Below are 19,618 nucleotides of genomic sequence, written 5' to 3'. Positions count from 1 at the left end.
CCGCCAGCCGTTAAACGCGTCAATAGAAATACTAACCGCTGGAACAACCGATCAAGTTACCGAAAGCCGCTATCGGCAGAATTGTTATGCAGTTGTTGGATTCCGCTAAGCCAAATCATTGAGTACTAGGTCGGCGATGACGTCCAGGCGCGAGAAGTCCAGGCGCACGTCCGCCTCATCGCGCAGGGCAGGCTTCGCATTGAAAGCCACACCCAAACCCGCGGCAGCAACCATGGCCAGATCATTGGCGCCATCACCGGCGGCGACGGTTGCCGTCATCGGGATGTGATGTTCCTCGGCCCAGGCGCGCAGCATCGTTTCCTTCATGCCGCGATCGACGATCTGGCCGTGAACGGTTCCGTCAAGAATTCCCTCGGAAATGCCCAAGGTGTTAGCCAGCGCATGGTCCAGGCCCAGATGGGCAGCCAACGGATCCAGGATCTGCTGGAACCCGCCGGAAACTACGCCGACCTTGTGCCCAGCAGCGTGGAACCGCTTGACCAGGGCTTCGGCGCCGTCCGAGAGGACAATGCGCTGGCCTACCTCGGCAAGGACAGTATCTGGCAGATCCTTCAAGGTAGCTACGCGCTGGATCAAGGACTGGGCGAAATCCAGTTCACCGCGCATCGCGGCTTCGGTCACCGCAGCCACTTCTTCTTCCCGTCCAGCGTGAGCGGCGAGCAGTTCGATGACTTCCTGCTTGATCAAGGTGGAATCGACATCCATCAGCAAGAGCAGCTGCGGAGCATCGACGAGTTCGGCCGGTACCACCGCTACGCACATGTCCGCGTATTCCAGTGCGCCGTCGGCGACCTGCGCATCGACGAATGCCGCAGCAGCCTGCTGCAGCTTCGCCTGATCGGCCTGTTCAAGGCGGAACTTGGCGACCAGCCGCTCTTCGCTGGCTTTGATCTGGCTCTCGTCCGCGGCGGGAATGAGCCCGGCGGCGGCCGCTTGCTGCAATACAGCGTTGAAGTCTGTGCGGGAGAAAGCGGGGCGGGATGCGAAAACCAATGATGAAGCCATGCAACCATTTTTCATTGCTTCGGTGTTTACGACCAAACATGACGTGTTGGCGCAAAGCTGCTGACCAGGCCCAGGGGAGCGAACTAGTATTGCCGTTGGACGCAATACAGGTCAATCCGGCGATCTCAGGCCCCGTTCGGCATTTCCAATTAGTGAAACAGGGGCGAAAAGTCTAATCTTGAATACCATGAGCGAAGTGCTAACTTTCAAAGATGTCAGCGTTGTACGCGGGCGAAAAGACCTGCTCAAGGACGTGTCCTGGGAAGTCAAAGAAGGACAGCGGTGGATTGTGATCGGCCCCAATGGCGCCGGCAAGTCGACCTTGATGAACATTGCGGCCACCCGGCTGCACCCAACCCGCGGTACCGCGGATATCCTTGGCGAACGTTTGGGCAAGGTGTCGGTCTTCGATCTGCGTCCGTTGATCGGCCTGAGCTCAGCCCTGGTTGCCAACTCCATTCCAGCCAACGAAACCGCGCTGAACGTAGTACTCACCGCGGCTTACGGCATGACCGGTCGCTGGCGCGAGAAGTACGAGAAGCTCGATGAGCGCCGTGCTTTCCATCTGCTGCACAACTGGGGCATGTCCACCTTCATGAACCAGCCTTTCGGCAAGCTTTCCGAAGGCGAGCGCAAGCGCGTGCTGATCGCCCGTGCCTTGATGACCGATCCCGAACTGCTGATCCTCGATGAGCCTGCAGCAGGCTTGGACCTTGCCGGGCGCGAAGACCTGGTTGGCAAGATGGCGGAACTGGCAGCCGACGAGGATGCCCCGGCGCTGGTTCTGGTAACCCACCACCTTGAAGAGGTGCCAGCGGGATTCACCCACATCCTGATGATGCGCGACGGCGAAGTTGTCGCTGCCGGCGAGATCGAATCCACGCTGAACGAAGCGAACCTGGAAGCAACCTATGGCATGCCGCTGAGCCTGCGCCGTGAAGGTGGACGCTACTCTGCTTTTGCACGCAGCTAACAGCAATAACTAAAGGGGAAAATTCCACGTGATCGAATTTTGGCGCGAAGCCCTGGTCTTCATTGGCGGACTGTGGGCCGGAACTATCAACACCGTCGTCGGTTCGGGCACGTTGGTCACTTTCCCCATTCTCGTGGCGTTGGGCATGGCTCCGGTGAATGCCGTCGTCTCCAACGCCATGGGTCTGGTTGCTGGTGGCTTCTCCGGTGCCTGGGGGTACCGTCGAGAAGCTGCCAGCGTCAAGAAGACGCTGCTCAAACTCGTGCCGGTTTCACTGGTCGGCGGGTTGATCGGTTCCTTGCTCCTCCTGAACCTGCCGGAGTCCGTCTTCGGCATCGTTGCGCCGGTGCTGCTGGTTTGCGCGCTGGTGCTGGTGATCTTCCAGCCCCGTCTTGCCAAGTGGGCGAAGACCCGGCAGGCCGCTTCCGGCGGCACCGACCCGGATGATGCCGATCGCGCCCAGATTCCAATGGTCCTCTACATCCTGGTGTTCATCATCGGTGTCTACGGCGGCTACTTCACCGCCGCGCAGGGAGTCCTGCTGATGGCGGTATTCGGCGTGTTCTTGCAAGCATCCCTGCAGCAGTCCAATGCAATCAAGGTCATCCTCTCCCTGATCGTGAATCTCGTGGCGGCCGCGATGTACCTGATCATTGCGCCGGAACGCATCAATTGGCTCGTCGTCCTGCTTATCGCTGTCGGCTCGCTGATCGGCGGATTTGCCGGCGCCAAGATTGGCCGCAAGCTCTCGCCTGGGCTGCTGCGCCTGGTCATCGTCATCCTGGGCCTGGTCGCCCTGGGCAACATGCTCTACAAGTTGGTGTAGCTTCGTGGCTGAAATTCTCAACCCTGAACGGATCCTGCCGGTCGCGGATCTGGCCGATTCCCGCCTCGACGAGTACCTCCGGCTCTCCGAAGCGAACCTGCGTATGCGCACTGACGTGGAAAACGGGCTCTACATTGCCGAGAGCACCAAAGTGGTGCAGCGTGCGATCAACGCGGGCCACGTGCCGCGCAGCTTCTTGCTCGCCGAAAAGCATCTGGACCAGCTAACCGAGGAGTTCAACCGTTTCCCAGACGCGCCGATTTTCATTGGGGATGATCGGCAGCTCCAGGATCTGGTCGGCTTCCACTTGCACCGCGGCGCCATGGCAGCGATGAATCGTCCCGAACCGCTGGATCTGGACGAAGTGCTTGAAGCCAGTTCGCGCGTTGCCATCTTGGAAGACATCGCCGACCATACTAACCTCGGCGCAATTATCCGTTCGGCTTCAGGGCTCGGCGTTGACGCCGTGCTGCTCACCCCCAAATGCGTGGACCCCTGGTACCGTCGCAGCGCCCGCGTCTCAATGGGGACGGTCTTCGACCTTCCTTGGGTACGCATGCTGTCGTGGCCAGAGGACATCCAGACCTTGAAGAGGCATGGCTACGAGATGCTCGCCATGGAACTGACCGAGGACGCGATCCCGCTAAACGAAGTAGAGATCAAGTCTGGCCAGAAGGTCGCCATGATCTTGGGCAACGAAGGCAGGGGAGTTACCGATGAAGCTCTGGCCGCCGTTGACCGGACCGTGATCATCCCTATGTACCGCGAAGTGGATTCCCTGAATGTTGGTGCCGCTAGCGCAATTGCATTCTGGCATTTGTGCTCCGCGCCACGCTAAGAAGGTTTCTGCCGCCGCCGCTTTTGCGATAGGATGGACTGTCTGTGCATTGAGGTCTCTTCATGGAGCCCTGAATGCGGGACACAATTTCCGAGTAAGTAGCTACTGGCAAAATCCAGTGGCCATAAACAAAAAAGGTGTATAGCTATGAAGGCTGATATCCATCCACAGTACGGCCCAGTTGTCTTCAACGACCTGGCATCCGGCGAGAAGATCCTGACCCGTTCGACCGCTAAGTCGGACAAGACCATCGAATGGGAAGATGGCAACACCTACCCAGTAATCGACGTCGAAATCTCGGCAGCTTCGCACCCGTTCTACACCGGCAAGCAGCGCATCATGGACACCGCTGGTCGTGTCGAGCGCTTCAACGCCCGCTTCAAGGGCTTCGGCGGCAAGAAGTAATACTTCGCCCCTAGCAAGCTTTCGCGGCGTGTTTCCAGTATTTGGAAATACGCCGCTGCTGCTTTAACAGCACACCTGTCCATCAGTGACTGAAAAATGTTTTCACGGAACCGTCTAAGAGGATTCGTTTTTCGCGCCACGATGCGCATCGCGGCATCTTGGCAGTTTCCTGGATGCGCCAGTGACTGAAAAATATTGTCAGCAGCGTTCGCCCCAGCGTCGTTCGGCGCAATAGCCGTCGGGGCGGCAGGAGATGACTGAAAATGCTCTCACTTAACTGACTAGGAGGATTCCTTTTTCGCGCCGCGATGCGCTAGTGGCATTTTGGTAGTCGTCTCGATGCGCCAGTGACTGAAAAATATTGTCAGCAGCGTTCGCCCCAGCGTCGTTCGGCGCAATAGCCGTCGGGGCAGCCGGGGATGACTGAAAAATGTTTTCACGGAACTGTCGTAGAGGTCCCGTTTTTGGCACAGCGGTGCGCATCGGGCATTTTGGCAGTTGCCTGGAGGCGCCATTGACTGAAAAATATTGTCAGGAGCGTTTGCCCAGAGCTTTTCGGTGCTATAGCCGTCGGGGTTTCCAGTGGCGGCTGAATAAGGATTCGCTGACTCGTCGAAGCAGACGTCTTGGCCGCACTGCTCCGAGCAACTGGCTCCATCGCCGTTGCGTGAATGGTGTTATTGGTGGTGTGGAGGTGCTGGTGACTGAAAAATTCTGTCACCCAAAAACCGGTCAATCGGGATAGCGTCCTCAGCCTGTTTCCTTCTGGCCGTCATCTGGCGGCGATTCAGGACCGGGATCCTCGTCTGGAATGTCGACGCGAGGCTTGAGCCCAAGTACCCTGCGTACTTCTGCCGTGAGTCGAATATGCGGCAAAGGAATGACCTTAGGGCGCTCTGGGCAATGATCATTTACATGATCGAATTGGTCCACACGCTTGACGCTTTCCGGAATAACGAGTGCGCTCAGCCCGTGTGGAGTCACCCACATCTTGGATCCGTCAGGACGCGGAACGACTTTCCAACCCAATGCATGCTTGAACATTTGATGCTGCTTGCACAGCAGATGCGTATTGTCCCTGGTCGTATGCCCTCCGTGAGCCCAGCCATTTATATGGTCAATCTCGGAGCGGTCAGCTGGACGGCGACAGCCGGGGAAGCAGCAATGCTCATCGCGGTGCCGTAACAGATCCTTGAGACTCTGCGAGGGCCGGTAGCGCCTGCGCTCGACATCCATCGCGGCGCCAGTCCATGGATCGGTCAGCACGCGCTGGAACGAAGGCGCATCCTTTGCCAACGCCAATGCGACCCCCCAGTGGGATGGGGCCGTAGCCTTCCAGGTCAGCCACGGTCCTTGTGGGATCCGCCAGCATTTCCACCGCGGGAATCGTGATGGATACCCGTGGCTTGAGGGGCGTGCCTTCCCGGTCCGGCCAGCCGTTGAGGATGATGTCTGCAAAGGCGTCCGCTTCTATTTGCTCCCGGGTACGGGGATCCTGCGGATCGTTATGCTGATCAGCTAGCCACTTCACGGAGTTCTTGATGGAATGAATCACTGCGGCACTGTTGTAGTACTTGAGGGTGGACATGCCATTTTCGTTATCCCACAGCGTGAGCTTGCGATTCTTTTCAGACTTCTTGTGCCTTTGCTCGGCGGCCTCCGGGCACATCCTGTCATGGAACCGGCGTGCGCGTTGGTATATCGCGTCATCAGACGCAGTCTTCGCCATGGGCAACAGCACGCGTTGCATCTGCACGATTTGCTCGGGGAGCAAATCCTGCGAATACTTCACAATGTCATGCGCTGCCTTGGGCGTGATCTCTCCCGCAGCCAGAGCCGTGAGGGTTTCCTTGCAGGCGTAGCGAAGACCCTTGGCATAGAACATCCGCTTGCCTACCATGCGAGGGGTCTCACGCAGCGCGACAGCCGCTTCTGCGATGAAGTTGGAGTTGATGACCTGGTCACTGCCGCGGTCAACGCCATAGTATTGAGCACTTTTCCGAGCCTCGCGTTCCTCCTCCTCGGTAGTGGTCCCCGCGGTGGCGATCATATCGGCAAATGATTCACTGACTTGTTCTACTGAATCGGCCAGCAGCACAGATGTCATTGCATCGAGGGTGCTCTGAATGCGTTGGATCTTCTTCAGCCGTTCGAGGGCGTCGTCGGGGCCATTGAGCGGGCCCGCGTCGTAGAGCTCATCTGCCAATTGCTTCAGCGGACCATGGAACAGGTGATGTTCGAGATGGTCGCTGAATAACGAATCCTTGTGGGATTCTGTGCGAGTGCCAGCTGGGGGCAACGGTAGACGATGTTCATCATCGTCGTCATGGATGAAATCGGGTATAGCCATAGTTAATTATCCTGCCGGCAACAGACAGTTTGGCCCGGAAATCCGCGGAATGTGGAAGTATTCTCGAATATTTATTCGATTGTTATCCGGCGTCGAATGTTGCCACTGCGAACCACCGAATCCGGGGGTGCGTGGATTCGACTAGCGGGCAGCCGGGGATAGAATGAAACCATGAAGCATCATGGTGAATACAAGGTAGTCGGTGGCAAATTAGTCGTTGTAGATCTGGATACTTCCGATGGCGTGATCACCGAAGTGTCATTGAATGGCGACTTCTTCCTGGAACCAGATGATGCACTCGATGACTTGAATGATGCGCTACGCGGTTTGCCAGCGGACGCCAGCCACAGCACCATACGCAATGCGGTAACCGACAATCTGCGTGAAGGCGCAGTGATGTTCGGTTTTGACGAAGACGCCATCGCGCGCGTCGTCCGCCGCGCGCTGGGACACGCCACCAAGTGGGAAGACCACGAGTGGGAAGTCCTGGGCCCGGAGATCATTCCAATCACCGAGCAAGTGGCGCTGGATGAGGTGCTGACCCGGCAAATCGCCAAGGGGACCCGCAAGCCGACCATCCGTTTCTGGGACTGGAGCGAAGGTGCCGTCGTGATCGGATCCTTCCAGTCGCTGAAGAACGAAGTGGACATGGAGCAAGCCGAAAAGCACGGCATCCAGGTGGTTCGCCGCATTTCCGGAGGCGGCGCGATGTTCATGGAAGCTGGCAACTGCATTACCTACTCGCTCTACGCTCCTGAATCCCTGGTGGACGGCATGAGCTTTGCCGATTCCTACCCGTACCTGGACGCCTGGGTGATGGAAGCGCTGGAAAGCATCGGCCTGGAAGCGTACTACAAGCCGCTGAACGACATCGCGACCCCTGCCGGCAAGATCGGCGGCGCAGCGCAAAAGCGCCTGGCCAACGGTGCGATGCTGCACCACGTCACGATGAGCTACGACATCGACGCGGAGAAGATGACCCAGGTGCTGCGCATTGGCCGGGAGAAGATCTCCGACAAGGGCATCACCTCAGCGGTCAAGCGTGTGGATCCGCTGAAGTCGCAGACAAAGCTGGATCGCATGGAGATCATCAACGTCATGATGGACACCTTCGCCAAGCGCACCGGGGCCAAGCCGGCGCAGCTGGATGCCGAATCCCGTCTGGCGGCGAAGGAATTGGCCGAGGCCAAATTCGCTACCGCGCAGTGGTCCGCGCGGGTTCCGTAGCGAGCCAAGATCCAAGGGCCTGTTCTCGATCAAGTTCGAGGCCAGGCCCTTGTTTTGCTTGAGGCCATGGTTGCTGTGGCCCTGCCATCTCCGCTGGGCCGGCCGGGTTCGGCCGCAGGGCAGACCCGCACTGGAACCAGTTGCGCCACCGGCAACGGCCTGCGGCTCTTGGCCGGCCCGCTGCGTGGATGAGCAGCGGGCCGGCTTCGGAGGGCCAGCGCCTAGCGGCTGGTGCGGCTGTAGGCCTGGGCCTTCAGCGAGCGTTCCAGTTCTGCGCGTTCCTCAAGCAGGATGCGCTTGAGGGCGGCCGGTGCGCTCTCATGGCGTTCCAGCCAGCTGGTCGCGGTAGCCAGTGCATGGTTCTGCTCGATGGCGCCCTGGAGATCCTGGTGCCCTGGATACAGCCCCTCGATCACGCGCGTGGCGAATTCCATGCCCATGGTCTCGAAGACCGGCAGGATCGCGGCCCAGTAGCGTTCCTCGAACGGTGCCAGCAGGGCGGAGGAACCCATGGTGAAGCCCAGCGCGGTGGCCGAGAGGGCATCGTTGGACAGCTCTCCGTGCTCATCGCGCGCCATCAGCACGGTGTCGAAAGCGGTGTCCTTGGCCTGCGGATCCGGGCGCGCCGCCAGCGCGGTGCGAACCGAATTCTGCGCCACGCTGGTGGGGTTGGCCTTGGCCGCTTCGTGCATGGATGCCTCGGCGGCCTCGTCGAGCCGGCCGGAAGCGGCCAGCGCGATGTAGGAACCCCACAGCAGCTGCTCATCGACGGTGACCTGGTAGGCATTGGGCTGCTCGCCCAGGAAGGCGTCGAGCACCTCCGGAGCCACGCCGGCACGGGCCAGGCGAACCAGGGTGCGCGCGGTGGTGGTCTGCTGGTCTCCGCCGGCCTCGAACCGGGTGAGCCACCCGGTGAGGGTTGCGGCGGCCTTCTGGCGCAGCTCCGCGCGCAGCTCGGGGGCAACGTACTTGGAAATCGAGGTGGCCAACTGGTCGGTAAGCACCCCGAAGACGCCCGCGTCGGTGACGGCGTGCGCGTGATCGAGGATCGCCTGCACGTAGCTTTGCGCATCCAAGGTAGCCGATCGCACCGCATCCCACAGCGACGCCCAGCAGGTGGCGCGGGGCAGCGAGTCGCCCAGGCCCGAGAGGTGGCCGAGCAAGGTGGCACGCGAAACCGGGTCGAATTCGATCAGCGCATAGGTCTCATCGCCGTCGTTGGGCAGCAGCAGATCCGGGATCCGGCGTCCGACCAGGAAGTCCAGGGCCGCCGATTCGCCGGAGAGCTCCACGTCCACCGAGTCGGTGCGCACCAGCTGGTTCCCGTCCAGCTGGTAGGCGCCGACCGAAAGCACATGCGGGCGGGCGATCTTCTGCCCGGTGACCGGATCGGTGCCCGACTGGATCAGCGATGCCGCGGTGATGGTGCCGCCGGCATCGGTGGTGTACTCGACGTGCAGCTTCGGTACGCCGCTGGTCTTCAGCCAGGCATCCGCCCACTGGCGCATATCGCGGCCGCTGGCCGCTTCGAGCGCTTCGAGGAAGTCATCCAACGAGGTATTGCCGTAGGCGTGCTTGCGGAAGTAGGCGCGGGCGGCGTCGCGGAAGGCCTCGGCGCCGACAAAGGCGGCCAGCTGCTTGAGCACGCTGGCGCCCTTGGCATAGGTGATGCCATCGAAATTCTGGTCCGCGGCCAGCAGGTCCGGGATGTCGGCCACGATGGGGTGGGTGGTGGGCATCTGGTCGGCCACGTAGGCCCAGGCCTTGCGGCGCGCCGCGAAGGTGGTCCACGCGGTGGTGAAATCGCTGGCTTCGTCGTTGGCCAGGGTGCCGATGTAGTCGGCGAAGGATTCCTTGAGCCACAGGTCATCCCACCACTTCATGGTGACCAGGTCGCCGAACCACATGTGCGCCATTTCGTGCATCAGGGTGTTGCCGCGCTGCTCGTACTGGCCTTCGGTGGCATGCGAGGTGAAGACGTAGCGTTCGGTGAAGGTAACCAGGCCCGGGTTTTCCATGGCGCCGAGGTTGTACTCCGGCACGAACGCCGAGTCGTACTTGCCCCACGGGTAGGGGTAGTCGAACAGCTGGTGGTAGTAGTCCAGGCCCTGGCTGGTCAGCTTGATGATCTCGTCGCCGTCGAAGTGCCCGGCCAGCGAGGCACGGCAGGTGGCGGCCATCTCGATGCTCAGCTCTTCGCCGTCATCCAGCCGCTGGAGATGCTCGCCGCTCACCACGTGGTACGGTCCGGCCAGCACCGCGGTGATGTAGCTGGAGATCGGGGGAGTCGGGGCGCAGGCCACGGTCTTGGTGCCGTCATCGTGCAGTACCTCATCGACGATCGGCTGGTTGCTGGCCAGATGCCAGGCTGCCGGGCCGGTGAGGGTGAAGCGGTAGCTGGTCTTCAGGTCGGGCTGCTCGAAGCAGGCGAAGACCCGGCGCGCCTCGGAAGGCTCGAACTGGGTGTAGAGGTAGGTTTGGCCATCCTGCGGATCCACGAAGCGGTGCAGGCCCTCGCCGGAGCGCGAGTAGATCGCCCGTCCGGTGATCTTCACGGTGTTCGGCACGTCGGTGCGCAGCTGATCGAGGTAGATGCGTGCATCGAGCACTGCGGATTCCAGGTCGATCGCGGTGCCGTTGACCAGTACCTCGTCCACGGATTCGTGGATGAAGTCGATGAAGGCTGCCGGATCCTTGGAGCTGAAGTTCAGCGTGGTGATCGAGCTGAAGCTGGTGGCTGTGCGATCGGTGGCATTGGAAAGATCGAGCTGGACCTCGGCGAAGTGCCATTCGATATTCCGTGCGCGCCAGGCCGCTTCGTCGCGCCTGAGGTTTTCATTGGGTGCATAGCGTTGAAGTGTGTCCACCACCCCAGCTTAGCTGTGAAAGGAATGCTTTAGGGTTCTTTTTGCTAAACTTCCCGGCTCGCCAGCAGGGCGCGAATGCCGTGGAAGTGCTCGGAGATCAGCTGCCGGGCGGTTTCCACGTCCTTGGCGCGTACCGCGTCGAGGATATCGCGGTGGTCCTGGGCGGTCTTGGCCGGCTGGGTGATTTCCAGATCGGAGTCGATTGCATCGTAGATGGTGCGGTAGACATCCCAGAACACTCCGAGCAGGTTGGTCAGCAGCTGGTTGCCCAGCGGCTCGAAGAGGATGCGGTGGAAGGCCTTGTCCTGCTCGACGAAGGTCTCCTCGCGCGCCGCGTGCTGCTCCATCTGGCTTACGCACTGCTCCAAGGCCTCCAGGTGCTCGTCGGTGACCGCGCGGATGGCCAGGCCGATCAGGCCGGTTTCCAGTGCCTGGCGGACATCGACCAGCTCGCTGGCCTCATGGCCATGGTGGCGCAGCGACATCTGCCCGCGGAAGGCGAGGGAGTCATGCAGGGCGTTGAGGTTTTCCTGGGCCACGAACATGCCGAAACCGTGGCGGGTGTCGATGATGCCCAGGGCCTGGAGCACCTTGATCGCCTCGCGCAGGGAGTTGCGCCCCACACCCAGCTCGGCCATGAGTTCCTGCTCGGTGGGCAGCGGGTCCCCGGGCAGCAATCCGCGTTCCAGGATCAGCGCGGTGATGTCATTGGTCAGCGCGCGCAGGCGGGCACGGGCATCTGATCGGCGGGCTGGCATCGTGCTCAACGGATCCTGCTTTCCTCGGCGGGCGGAGAAGTTCATGTGACGCAGTTGACCATGCGGCGTGACGTCCACTACAGTCTAGACCATAGATCGGACATCCTACGTCCTACAACACTCACTCATTTTCCTGGAGGTGGCAAGAATGGCTTTGAACGAAGTAGCCAACAAGCCCTTTGCACGACGAGATTTCCTGAAGATCACCGGCATGGTTGGCGCTGCTGCGGCATTCTCGGCCAGCCTGGCCGCCTGCTCCCCAGGAGCCAGCGGTGGCGCGGGCAGCACCGCAGCTGCCGGCACGGGCACCATCGAGGCAGGCATTTCCTACGCCCTGTCCACCGGTTTCGACCCGATGACCTCCTCCGGCGCGACCCCGTTCGCCGCCAACATGCACATCTTCGAAGGCCTGGTGGACCTGCACCCGGCCACCCGTGAACCGTACCTGGCGCTGGCAGCGGCGGAGCCGAAGCAGATTGACGACACCAGCTGGGAAATCACCCTGCGCGACGGGGCCACCTTCCACAACGGGGAAGCGGTCACCATCCAGGACGTCGTCTACTCCTTCGAGCGGGTGCTGGACACCGGCAACGCCTCGTTGTTCGCCCAGTTCATCCCCTTCATCAAGTCGGTGAAGGCCAAGGACGAGAAGACCGTGGCGTTCACGCTGAACTACGCCTTCCCGCTGTTCCCGACCCGCATCTCGGTGGTCAAGATCGTGCCGAAGGCCGTGGCTTCCAAGGACCAGGCCGCCTTCGACGCCGCACCGATCGGCACCGGCCCGTACAAGCTGGTCTCGGCCACCAAGGACGACAAGATCGTCTTCGAGAAGTTCGAGGACTACAACGGCAAGTACCCGGCGACCGCCAGCGGCATGACCTGGTTCCTGCTCTCCGACGCGGCCGCCCGCGTGACCGCCATGGAATCGGGCCGCGTGCAGGCCATCGAGGACGTGCCGTACCTGGATATGGACCGCCTGGCTTCGAAGGCCACGGTGAAGAGCGCCGATTCCTTCGGCCTGCTGTTCCTGATGTTCAACTGCGCCAAGAAGCCATTCGACAACGCGCTGGTCCGCCAGGCACTGCACTACGGCCTGGACACCGAGTCGATCATCAGCACCGCGCTGCTGGGCAACGCCAAGGCTGCCAGCTCCTATGTGCAAGAAAGCCACCCGCAGTACATCAAGGCGGATACGGTCTACGGCTACGACGCGGCGAAGGCCGCGGCGCTGCTGGCCGAAGCCGGCGTGGACAAGCTGGAATTCGAGCTGCTGACCACCGACACCTCGTGGGTCAAGGACATCGCCCCGCTGATCCTCGAATCCTGGAACAAGATCCCGGGCGTGAAGGTCACCATGAAGAACCTGCAGTCCGGCGCGCTGTACACCGACAACGTGGACAGCGGCACCTTCTCGGTGGTGGCCGCCCCGGGCGACCCATCGGTCTTCGGCAACGACCTGGACCTGCTGATGAGCTGGTTCTACCGAGGCGATGTCTGGCCGAAGAACCGCTTCCGCTGGAACGATGCACCCGAATACAAGGAGCTGCAGAAGCAGCTGGACGCGGCCATCCAGACCGATGATTCGAACAAGGCCATGGCGGCGTGGGGCAAGGCGATCAACATCGTCGCCGACCAGGCCCCGCTCTACCCGGTGCTGCACCGCCAGCTGCCATCGGCCTGGGACGAAAACGCGCTGGAAGGCTTCGCACCGCTGCCAACCACCGGCATCTCCTTTGTCGGCGTGAACCGCAAGGCCTAGCTGGCCCCGGCCCCGCGCAGCAGGCCGGGAGGCACGGCACCCATGCCGTGCCTCCCGGCCCGCCCAGCGCAATGACCTGCACACTTCGATACTCGACGGAGCTACTCCATGGGGAATTTCCTCAACCTGCTCTTACGCCGCCTGGCCGCGCTGCCGGTGATGGTCCTTGGCATCTCCGCCATGGTCTTCATCATCATGAAGCTGGCCCCGGGCGATGAAGCCACCTCCGCGCTGGGCGAGGGCGCCTCCGAGGCCGCCAAAGAGGCCTACCGCGAGGAACGCGGCCTGAACGACGCGCTGGTGGTCCAGTACATCAGCTTCATCGGCCGGCTCATCCGCCTGGACTTCGGCCTGACCACCCCGCCAGCCCAATCGGTCTCCCAGATGATCGCCGGCGCATTCCCGCTGACCTTGCAGCTGACCTTCCTGGGCGTGGTCATCGCCGTGGTCATCTCGCTGGCCTTCGGCCTGCTCGGTGCACTGTACCGCGATGGCTGGCCGGACCAGCTGGTCCGCATCTTCTCCATCGCGGCGATCGCCACCCCGTCCTTCTGGCTGGGCATCCTGCTCATCCAGTGGTTCGCCCTGGGTTCCAGCCCGCTGTTCCCCTCCGGGGGAGCGGCCCCCGAAGGATCGGACCCGGGCACCTGGCTGCTGCATATGGCGCTGCCGGCCCTGGCCCTGGCCATCCCGGTCTCCGCCTCGCTCACCCGCGTGGTGCGCACCTCGATGGTCGAGGAACTGGACCGCGACTACGTGCGCACCGCCATCGGCAACGGCGTGCCGCGCGGCGAAGTGATCTCCAAGAACGTGCTGCGCAACGCCCTGGTCACCCCGGTGACCGTGCTCGGGCTGCGCATTGGCTACCTGCTGGGCGGTGCGGTGGTCATCGAGATGATCTTCTCCCTGCCCGGCATGGGACAGCTGATCATGAACGGCATTACCAACAAGGACACCAACCTGGTCCAGGGCGTCACGCTGACCATCGCGATCACCTTCGTGCTCGTGAACATCATCGTCGACTTGCTCTACCTGCTGATCAACCCACGAATTAGGACGGTGTAGGGATGAGCATCATGGCCCCACGCAACAACCTCGTGAACCGCCTTTCCGAGTCCGGCGCCCGCTTCAAGGCGCTGCCGGCAGGCTCCAAAATCGCCTTGGCCTTCCTGCTGGCCATTGCCGCGGTGGCCCTCTTCGCCCCGCTGATCGCCCCGCACGACCCGCTGGCCACCGGAATCCCGGCGCAGAAGCCGAGCGCCGAGCACTTCTTCGGCACCGACCGGCTGGGCCGCGACATCTACTCGCGCCTGCTCTTCGGCGCCCAAGCCTCGCTGCTGGTCGGCCTGGGGTCGGTGGCGCTGGCACTGGTCATGGGCGGGCTGCTCGGTGCGTTGGCCGCCACCAGCGCCAAATGGGCCAATGAGACGATCATGCGCATCATGGACATGGTGATGGCCTTCCCGGGCATCGCCCTGGCCGCCGCGCTGCTGGCTTCGCTGGGCAACACCTTGCCGGTGATCATCTTGTCCATCGCGATCATCTACACCCCGCAGATCGCCCGGGTGGTCCGTGCCAACGTGCTGGCCCAATGGGGCGAGGACTATGTGCGCGCCGAACGCGTGATCGGCGCCGGGCGCTTCTACATCCTGGGCACCCACGTGCTGCGCAACTGCGCGGCCCCGGTGATGGTCTTCGCCACCGTGATGGTGGCCGACGCCATCATCCTCGAAGCATCCCTTTCCTTCCTCGGTGCAGGCATCCAGGATCCGGCCCCGAGCTGGGGCAACGTGATCTCCTACGGCCGCACCCTGGTGCTCAACGGCGCGTGGTGGGCGACCACCTTCGCCGGCCTGGTGATCCTGCTGACCGTGCTGGCGCTGAACATGCTGGCCGAAGGCATGACCGATGCGCTGGTGAACACCAAGGGCTCGGCCAGGAAGCAGGCGAAGAAGAACGGCGAACCTGCGCTGGCCAAGGCCAAGGCGGCCGCGGACCCGCAGGCCGCCGAGCGGCTGCGCGGGGAACTGGACCTGCTGGCAGCGGCCGAGGCCCAGCGCACCGACCGCCTGGTGCTCGATACCTCCCAGGGCGCGCCGCGCACTATCCTGGAGGTCAAGAACCTGTCCATCCGCTTCCCGGAGCGCTACGGGGACACCCCGATCGTGCAGGATGTCTCCTTCGCGGTACGCGAGGGCGAAACCATGGCGCTGGTGGGCGAATCCGGCTGCGGCAAGTCCATCACCTCGCTGGCCATCATGGGGCTGCTGCCGGGCAGCGCCCAGCTCTCCGGTTCCATCACCTTCGAGGGCAGGGAACTGCTGCCGGCCACCTCCGATGGCGGCACCCGGGCCGGGGACGACAAGGTCTACAAGGGCCTGCGCGGCCAGCAGATCGCGATGGTCTACCAGGACGCGCTGTCCAGCCTGAACCCCTCGATGCTCATCGGCGACCAGTTGCGCCAGCTCACCCGCCGCGGCGGGCGCAAGACCCCCGAGGAACTGCTCGCCCTGGTCAAGCTGGATGCCAAGCGCACCCTGCGCTCCTACCCGCATGAGCTCTCCGGCGGCCAGCGCCAGCGCGTGCTGATCGCCATGGCCCTCTCGCGCAGCCCCAAGCTGGTGGTCTGCGACGAGCCGACCACCGCGCTGGATGTCACCGTGCAGAAGCAAGTGGTCGACCTGCTCAACGAGCTGCGCGAGCAGCTGGGCTTCGCGATGGTCTTCGTCTCCCACGACCTGGCGCTGGTGGCCTCGCTGGCCCACCGGGTCACCGTGATGTACGCCGGCCAGGTGGTGGAGTCCGGTCCGATCAGCGAGGTGCTCTCGGACCCGCATCACGAATACACCCAGGGCCTGCTCGGCGCGGTGCTCTCCATCGAGTCGAAGGCCGAACGCCTGCACCAGATCCCGGGCACCGTCCCCAGCCCGTACGATTTCGCCGCCGGCGACCGCTTCGCCGAGCGTTCGCAGCGTGCCGGCGCCGACCCGGACCAGCACCTGTCCTTCGTCCCGGTGGGCGCCGGCAGCGAGCACCGCTGGGCCAGCCACCAGGGCAATGGCAGCCACCTTCAAGGAGCCAGCAAATGAGCAACGCGATCATCGAGCTGCAGGATATCCACGTGCACCACAGGATCCGCGGCGGCAAGCTGTTCTCCCCGCGCCTGATCAAGGCCGTCAACGGGGTGGACTTCGCGGTGCGCCGCGGGCAGACCGTGGGCATCGTGGGCGAATCCGGTTGCGGCAAGTCCACCCTGGCCTCGGTGCTGGTGGGACTGCAGGAACCCACCAGCGGGCAGGTGCTGTTCAACGGCAAGCCGGTGGGCAAGCGCAATGCCGCAGGCCGCAAGGAGTTCGGGCGCAGCGTGGGCGTGGTCTTCCAGGACCCGGCCACCGCGCTGAATCCGCGCATGTCGATCATGGACACGCTCACCGACCCGCTGCGCGTGCATGGCATCGGCAGCGATGCTTCGCGCAAGGCCAAGGCGCTGGAACTGCTGGAAGTGGTGGGCTTGCCGGCCTCGGCGGCCTCGGCCCTGCCCAGCCAGGTCTCCGGCGGCCAGCGCCAGCGCGTGGCCATCGCCAGGGCGCTGGCCCTGGAACCTGCGGTGATCGTGGCCGATGAGCCCACCAGCGCGCTGGATGTCTCGGTGCGGGCGCAGGTGCTGAACCTGCTCACCGACCTGAAATCCGAGCTGAACCTGGGCATGGTGTTCATCTCCCACGATATCCAGACCGTGCGCTATGTTTCGGACACCATCTGCGTGATGAACTCCGGGCAAATCGTCGAGCGAGGCGATGCCGCACAGGTATTCGACGCGCCCACCAATGACTACACCCGCACCCTGTTGGGTGCTGCCCCGGCACTGCTGGAGCACTAACCATTCGTCGCAATTGCGGCACCTAGAGAAAGACCGAATTCCCGTGGCTTACACGAACAACCCGAAGTACTCCGGCGTCATCCCGCCGGTCATCACCCCGCGCACCGCCGATGGCGCCATTGACGCCGCCGGCCTGGATGCCGTGGTGGAACACCTGATCGACGGGGGAGTGGCCGGCCTGTTCGTGCTCGGTTCCTCCGGCGAGGTGCCCTACCTGGCCAATGCCGAACGCGACGCGGTACTCGCCCGGATCGTGGCCGCCAACGCTGGCCGCGTGCCGGTGCTGGTCGGTGCCAGCGAGCAGACCACCGCCCGCGTCATCGACGAGGGCCAGCGCCTGATCGCCCTGGGCGCCGACGCGCTGGTGGTCACCACCCCGTTCTATGCCATCTCCAACGGCCCGGAGATCGAAGCGCACTTCACCGCCATCCACGACGCCCTGCAGGTCGACATCTTCGCCTACGACGTGCCGGTGCGCACCCACCACAAGCTGCCGCTGGATGTGGCCATCCGGCTGGCGCAGTCCGGCGCCATCGTGGGCGTGAAGGACTCCTCGGGCGACGACGTGTCCTTCCGCCAGCTGCTGCTGGCCACCAAGGACATCGAGGGCTTCTCGGTGTTCACCGGCCATGAGGTCGTCGTCGACGGGGCACTGCTGGGCGGAGCCCACGGCGTGGTCCCGGGCCTGGGCAACGTGGACCCAGCTGGCTACCGCCGCCTGTTCGAGCTGGCCGTGGCCGGCGACTGGGCCGGCGCCGCGGCCGAGCAGGACCGCCTGGCCCGCGTCTTCGACATCGTCTACACCCCGGATGCTTCCCGGGTGTCGCCAGGGGCTGCGGGCCTGGGCGCCTTCAAGACCGCCCTGGTGGAACTGGGCATCATCGCCAATAACGCCATGAGCGCCCCGATGGCGTCGCTGGATGCCTCCGAGGCCGCCGCGATCCGCGGGATCCTGGCCGAAACCGGCCTGCTGCCGGTGGCCGCCAAGTAGGCCCTGGCCCAGTGCAAGAACAACTAGCAGGCGCCGGCGAGGTGCTCGCCCTGGATCTGGGCGGCACCAAGATCGCCGGCGCCGTAGTGCGCCGCGATGGCACCATCACCGCGCGCAGCCAAGCACCCACACCGGCCCGCGAAGGCGCCGCCGCAATCATCGCGGCCATGGCCGGCGTGGTGCAGCAGCTGCGCGGTGCATGCTCGGCGCAGCCGGCCGGATTGGGTATCGGCGCCGCCGGGGTCATCGACCCGGAAACCGCGAAGGTGGTATCGGCCACCGATACCTTGGCGGGCTGGGCCGGCACCGACATGGCGGCCGAACTGGGACGGCTCACCGGACTGGGAGTCCGCGCGGTCAATGACGTGCACGCCCACGGTTTGGGCGAGGCCCGCTTCGGCGCAGGCCGGGGAACCGGCCAGATGATGCTGTTGGCCATCGGCACCGGAATCGGCGGAGCCTACCTGCACGGCGGCCAGCTGGTCACCGGCTTCCACCACGTGGCCGGGCATATGGGGCACATCGATTCGGCTTACGCCACCGGGCTGGAATGCTCCTGCGGACGCACCGGGCATGTGGAGGCGATCGCCGCCGGGCCGGCGATCCACCGGCACTACCAGCGATTGGCCGGCAACCCGAAGGTGCGCGACACCCAGGCGGTCACCGCGCTGGCCGGAGCCGGCGACGCCTTGGCCTATCGGGCAGTGCATACCGGAGGCCTGGCCGCAGGCGCCGCCGCCGGATCGCTGGCCAACGTGCTGGACCCGCAGAAAATCGTCATTGCCGGCGGGATGGCCGGGGCGGGGAGAATCTGGTGGGAGGGTGTGCGCGAGGGCTTCGCCTCCAGCGCCATCGACCTGGTGCGCGGCACCGCGCTGGAACCTGCCCGTTTGGGAACCGATGCCGCCCTGATCGGGGCGGCCAGCCTATTCTGGCCACAAGACTAAGAGGAGAAAGACATGTTGCTTTCGGCAGCAGCACTGCAAGCCCTGCGCGGACGGCTGATCGTTTCGGCGCAAGCCTATCCGGGGGAGCCGATGCGCCACCCGCAGACCATGGCGCAGGTGGCTGCCTCGGCGGTGATCGGAGGCGCCGGCGCGGTGCGCGTGCAGGGCATCGCGGATATCCAATTCACCCGTTCGGCCGTCGAGGTGCCGGTCATCGGGCTGTTCAAGGACGGCCATGAGGGCGTGTTCATCACCCCCACCATCCACCACGCCTTGGCGGTGGCCAACGCCGGGGCGCACATCGTGGCCCTGGACGGCACCCGCCGCGAACGGCCCGACGGCAAGAGCCTGGCGCAAACCATTAGCGCGGTCCACGAACGGTCTGCCGCCTTGGTAATGGCCGACTGCGGGTCGCTGGACGACGCGCTGGCTGCCGCGCAGGCCGGGGCCGATCTGATCGGCACCACGCTGGCCGGCTACACCGGGGAACGGGACAAGACCGAGGGGCCGGACCTTGAGCTGCTGGAACAGATCGCAGCAGCGGGCCTGGAGCCGCCATTGATTGCCGAGGGCCGGATCCACACCCCGGCGCAGGCCAAAGCCGCGCTGGATGCCGGCGCGTTCGCCGTGGTGGTGGGCACCGCAATCACCCATCCGGCGAGCATTACCGGATGGTTCGACGCCGCCCTGCGAGGCTAGGCGTTTTCTTCGTGGCTGGCAACTGGCCTACGATTAAGCGCAGAACCTAATTCCTGCAGAATCGGAGAATCA

The 19,618-nt window shown here is 63.7% G+C and carries 18 protein-coding genes and 1 pseudogene; 13 read left to right on the top strand and 6 right to left on the bottom strand.

The genetic code is table 11. The features are described 5' to 3' along the window. Positions 1–105: 105 nt before the first annotated feature. Complete coding sequence (serB, locus tag EDF61_RS04635; RefSeq protein ID WP_105657798.1) at positions 106–1,026, bottom strand: phosphoserine phosphatase SerB; 921 nt, start codon at positions 1,024–1,026, stop codon at positions 106–108. A gap of 187 nt (positions 1,027–1,213) precedes the next feature. Here serB and EDF61_RS04630 point away from each other — a divergent pair, with 187 nt between their 5' ends. The 4 genes from EDF61_RS04630 to EDF61_RS04615 all read left to right on the top strand — a co-directional run bounded on the left by EDF61_RS04630 (position 1,214) and on the right by EDF61_RS04615 (position 4,068). Next, complete coding sequence (locus EDF61_RS04630) at positions 1,214–1,999, top strand: ABC transporter ATP-binding protein (RefSeq protein WP_133833402.1); 786 nt, start codon at positions 1,214–1,216, stop codon at positions 1,997–1,999. 28 nt (positions 2,000–2,027) lie between these two features. Further along, positions 2,028–2,825, top strand: a complete 798-nt coding sequence (locus EDF61_RS04625; RefSeq protein WP_133833401.1) for a sulfite exporter TauE/SafE family protein — start codon at positions 2,028–2,030, stop codon at positions 2,823–2,825. Positions 2,826–2,829: 4 nt separating this feature from the next. Then, positions 2,830–3,663 (top strand): TrmH family RNA methyltransferase, encoded by an 834-nt coding sequence (locus EDF61_RS04620; protein WP_105657801.1) that lies wholly within the window; start codon positions 2,830–2,832, stop codon positions 3,661–3,663. Positions 3,664–3,810: 147 nt separating this feature from the next. Next, complete coding sequence (locus EDF61_RS04615) at positions 3,811–4,068, top strand: type B 50S ribosomal protein L31 (RefSeq protein WP_013348950.1); 258 nt, start codon at positions 3,811–3,813, stop codon at positions 4,066–4,068. A 750-nt stretch (positions 4,069–4,818) separates the two neighbouring features. On the opposite strand, the gene EDF61_RS19035 is transcribed toward EDF61_RS04615, so the two are convergent. The 3 genes and pseudogenes from EDF61_RS19035 to EDF61_RS04605 form a co-directional block, all read right to left on the bottom strand. After that, a complete protein-coding gene (locus EDF61_RS19035; protein WP_286172101.1) occupies positions 4,819–5,112 on the bottom strand; it encodes a hypothetical protein in 294 nt (97 codons plus the stop codon). A gap of 18 nt (positions 5,113–5,130) precedes the next feature. Beyond that, positions 5,131–5,304, bottom strand: a pseudogene (locus EDF61_RS19165) (HNH endonuclease); the annotation flags it as partial. Then, positions 5,237–6,418 carry a DUF222 domain-containing protein gene (locus EDF61_RS04605; RefSeq protein ID WP_133833399.1) on the bottom strand — a complete coding sequence of 394 codons (1,182 nt, stop codon included), beginning with the start codon at positions 6,416–6,418 and terminating at the stop codon, positions 5,237–5,239. The gene EDF61_RS04605 and the pseudogene EDF61_RS19165, both read right to left, overlap by 68 nt. 171 nt (positions 6,419–6,589) lie before the next feature. Between EDF61_RS04605 and lplAB the strand changes: the two genes are divergently transcribed. Both lplAB and EDF61_RS19030 read left to right on the top strand, forming a co-directional pair. Then, positions 6,590–7,645, top strand: coding sequence for a lipoate-protein ligase LplAB (lplAB, locus tag EDF61_RS04600; protein ID WP_133833398.1), 1,056 nt, complete (start codon positions 6,590–6,592; stop codon positions 7,643–7,645). Positions 7,646–7,711: 66 nt separating this feature from the next. Beyond that, positions 7,712–7,837: a hypothetical protein gene (locus EDF61_RS19030; RefSeq protein WP_286172100.1), complete on the top strand. Its 126-nt coding sequence runs from the start codon at positions 7,712–7,714 to the stop codon at positions 7,835–7,837. A 29-nt stretch (positions 7,838–7,866) separates the two neighbouring features. On the opposite strand, the gene pepN is transcribed toward EDF61_RS19030, so the two are convergent. Then, positions 7,867–10,512, bottom strand: coding sequence for an aminopeptidase N (gene pepN, locus EDF61_RS04595; protein WP_133833397.1), 2,646 nt, complete (start codon positions 10,510–10,512; stop codon positions 7,867–7,869). A 44-nt stretch (positions 10,513–10,556) separates the two neighbouring features. Then, a complete protein-coding gene (locus EDF61_RS04590) occupies positions 10,557–11,315 on the bottom strand; it encodes a FadR/GntR family transcriptional regulator (RefSeq protein WP_286172099.1) in 759 nt (252 codons plus the stop codon). Positions 11,316–11,418: 103 nt separating this feature from the next. Between EDF61_RS04590 and EDF61_RS04585 the strand changes: the two genes are divergently transcribed. The 7 genes from EDF61_RS04585 to EDF61_RS04555 all read left to right on the top strand — a co-directional run bounded on the left by EDF61_RS04585 (position 11,419) and on the right by EDF61_RS04555 (position 19,546). Further along, positions 11,419–13,029: an ABC transporter substrate-binding protein gene (locus EDF61_RS04585; RefSeq protein WP_133833396.1), complete on the top strand. Its 1,611-nt coding sequence runs from the start codon at positions 11,419–11,421 to the stop codon at positions 13,027–13,029. Between the two features lie 108 nt (positions 13,030–13,137). After that, positions 13,138–14,094 carry an ABC transporter permease gene (locus EDF61_RS04580; RefSeq protein WP_105657808.1) on the top strand — a complete coding sequence of 319 codons (957 nt, stop codon included), beginning with the start codon at positions 13,138–13,140 and terminating at the stop codon, positions 14,092–14,094. Between the two features lie 2 nt (positions 14,095–14,096). Then, the gene (locus tag EDF61_RS04575; RefSeq protein ID WP_502699057.1) at positions 14,097–16,118 is read left to right on the top strand and encodes a dipeptide/oligopeptide/nickel ABC transporter permease/ATP-binding protein; all 2,022 of its coding nucleotides are present in this window, start codon (positions 14,097–14,099) and stop codon (positions 16,116–16,118) included. Beyond that, complete coding sequence (locus EDF61_RS04570; RefSeq protein ID WP_133833395.1) at positions 16,115–16,909, top strand: ABC transporter ATP-binding protein; 795 nt, start codon at positions 16,115–16,117, stop codon at positions 16,907–16,909. Before EDF61_RS04575 ends, EDF61_RS04570 begins: the two co-directional genes overlap by 4 nt. A gap of 43 nt (positions 16,910–16,952) precedes the next feature. Continuing rightward, entirely contained in the window at positions 16,953–17,900 is a 948-nt protein-coding gene (locus tag EDF61_RS04565) for a dihydrodipicolinate synthase family protein (RefSeq protein WP_286172097.1), read from the top strand. 11 nt (positions 17,901–17,911) lie between these two features. Further along, a complete protein-coding gene (locus EDF61_RS04560) occupies positions 17,912–18,847 on the top strand; it encodes an ROK family protein (RefSeq protein WP_286172096.1) in 936 nt (311 codons plus the stop codon). A 12-nt stretch (positions 18,848–18,859) separates the two neighbouring features. Then, the gene (locus EDF61_RS04555) at positions 18,860–19,546 is read left to right on the top strand and encodes an N-acetylmannosamine-6-phosphate 2-epimerase (RefSeq protein ID WP_105657812.1); all 687 of its coding nucleotides are present in this window, start codon (positions 18,860–18,862) and stop codon (positions 19,544–19,546) included. Positions 19,547–19,618 lie beyond the last annotated feature (72 nt).

The organism is Arthrobacter sp. JUb115 (assembly GCF_004365035.1).
In the GTDB taxonomy this organism is placed as follows: domain Bacteria; phylum Actinomycetota; class Actinomycetes; order Actinomycetales; family Micrococcaceae; genus Glutamicibacter.
The sequence above is the reverse complement of the archived record's forward strand: the minus strand, read 5'-3'. Positions and strand labels throughout refer to the sequence as shown.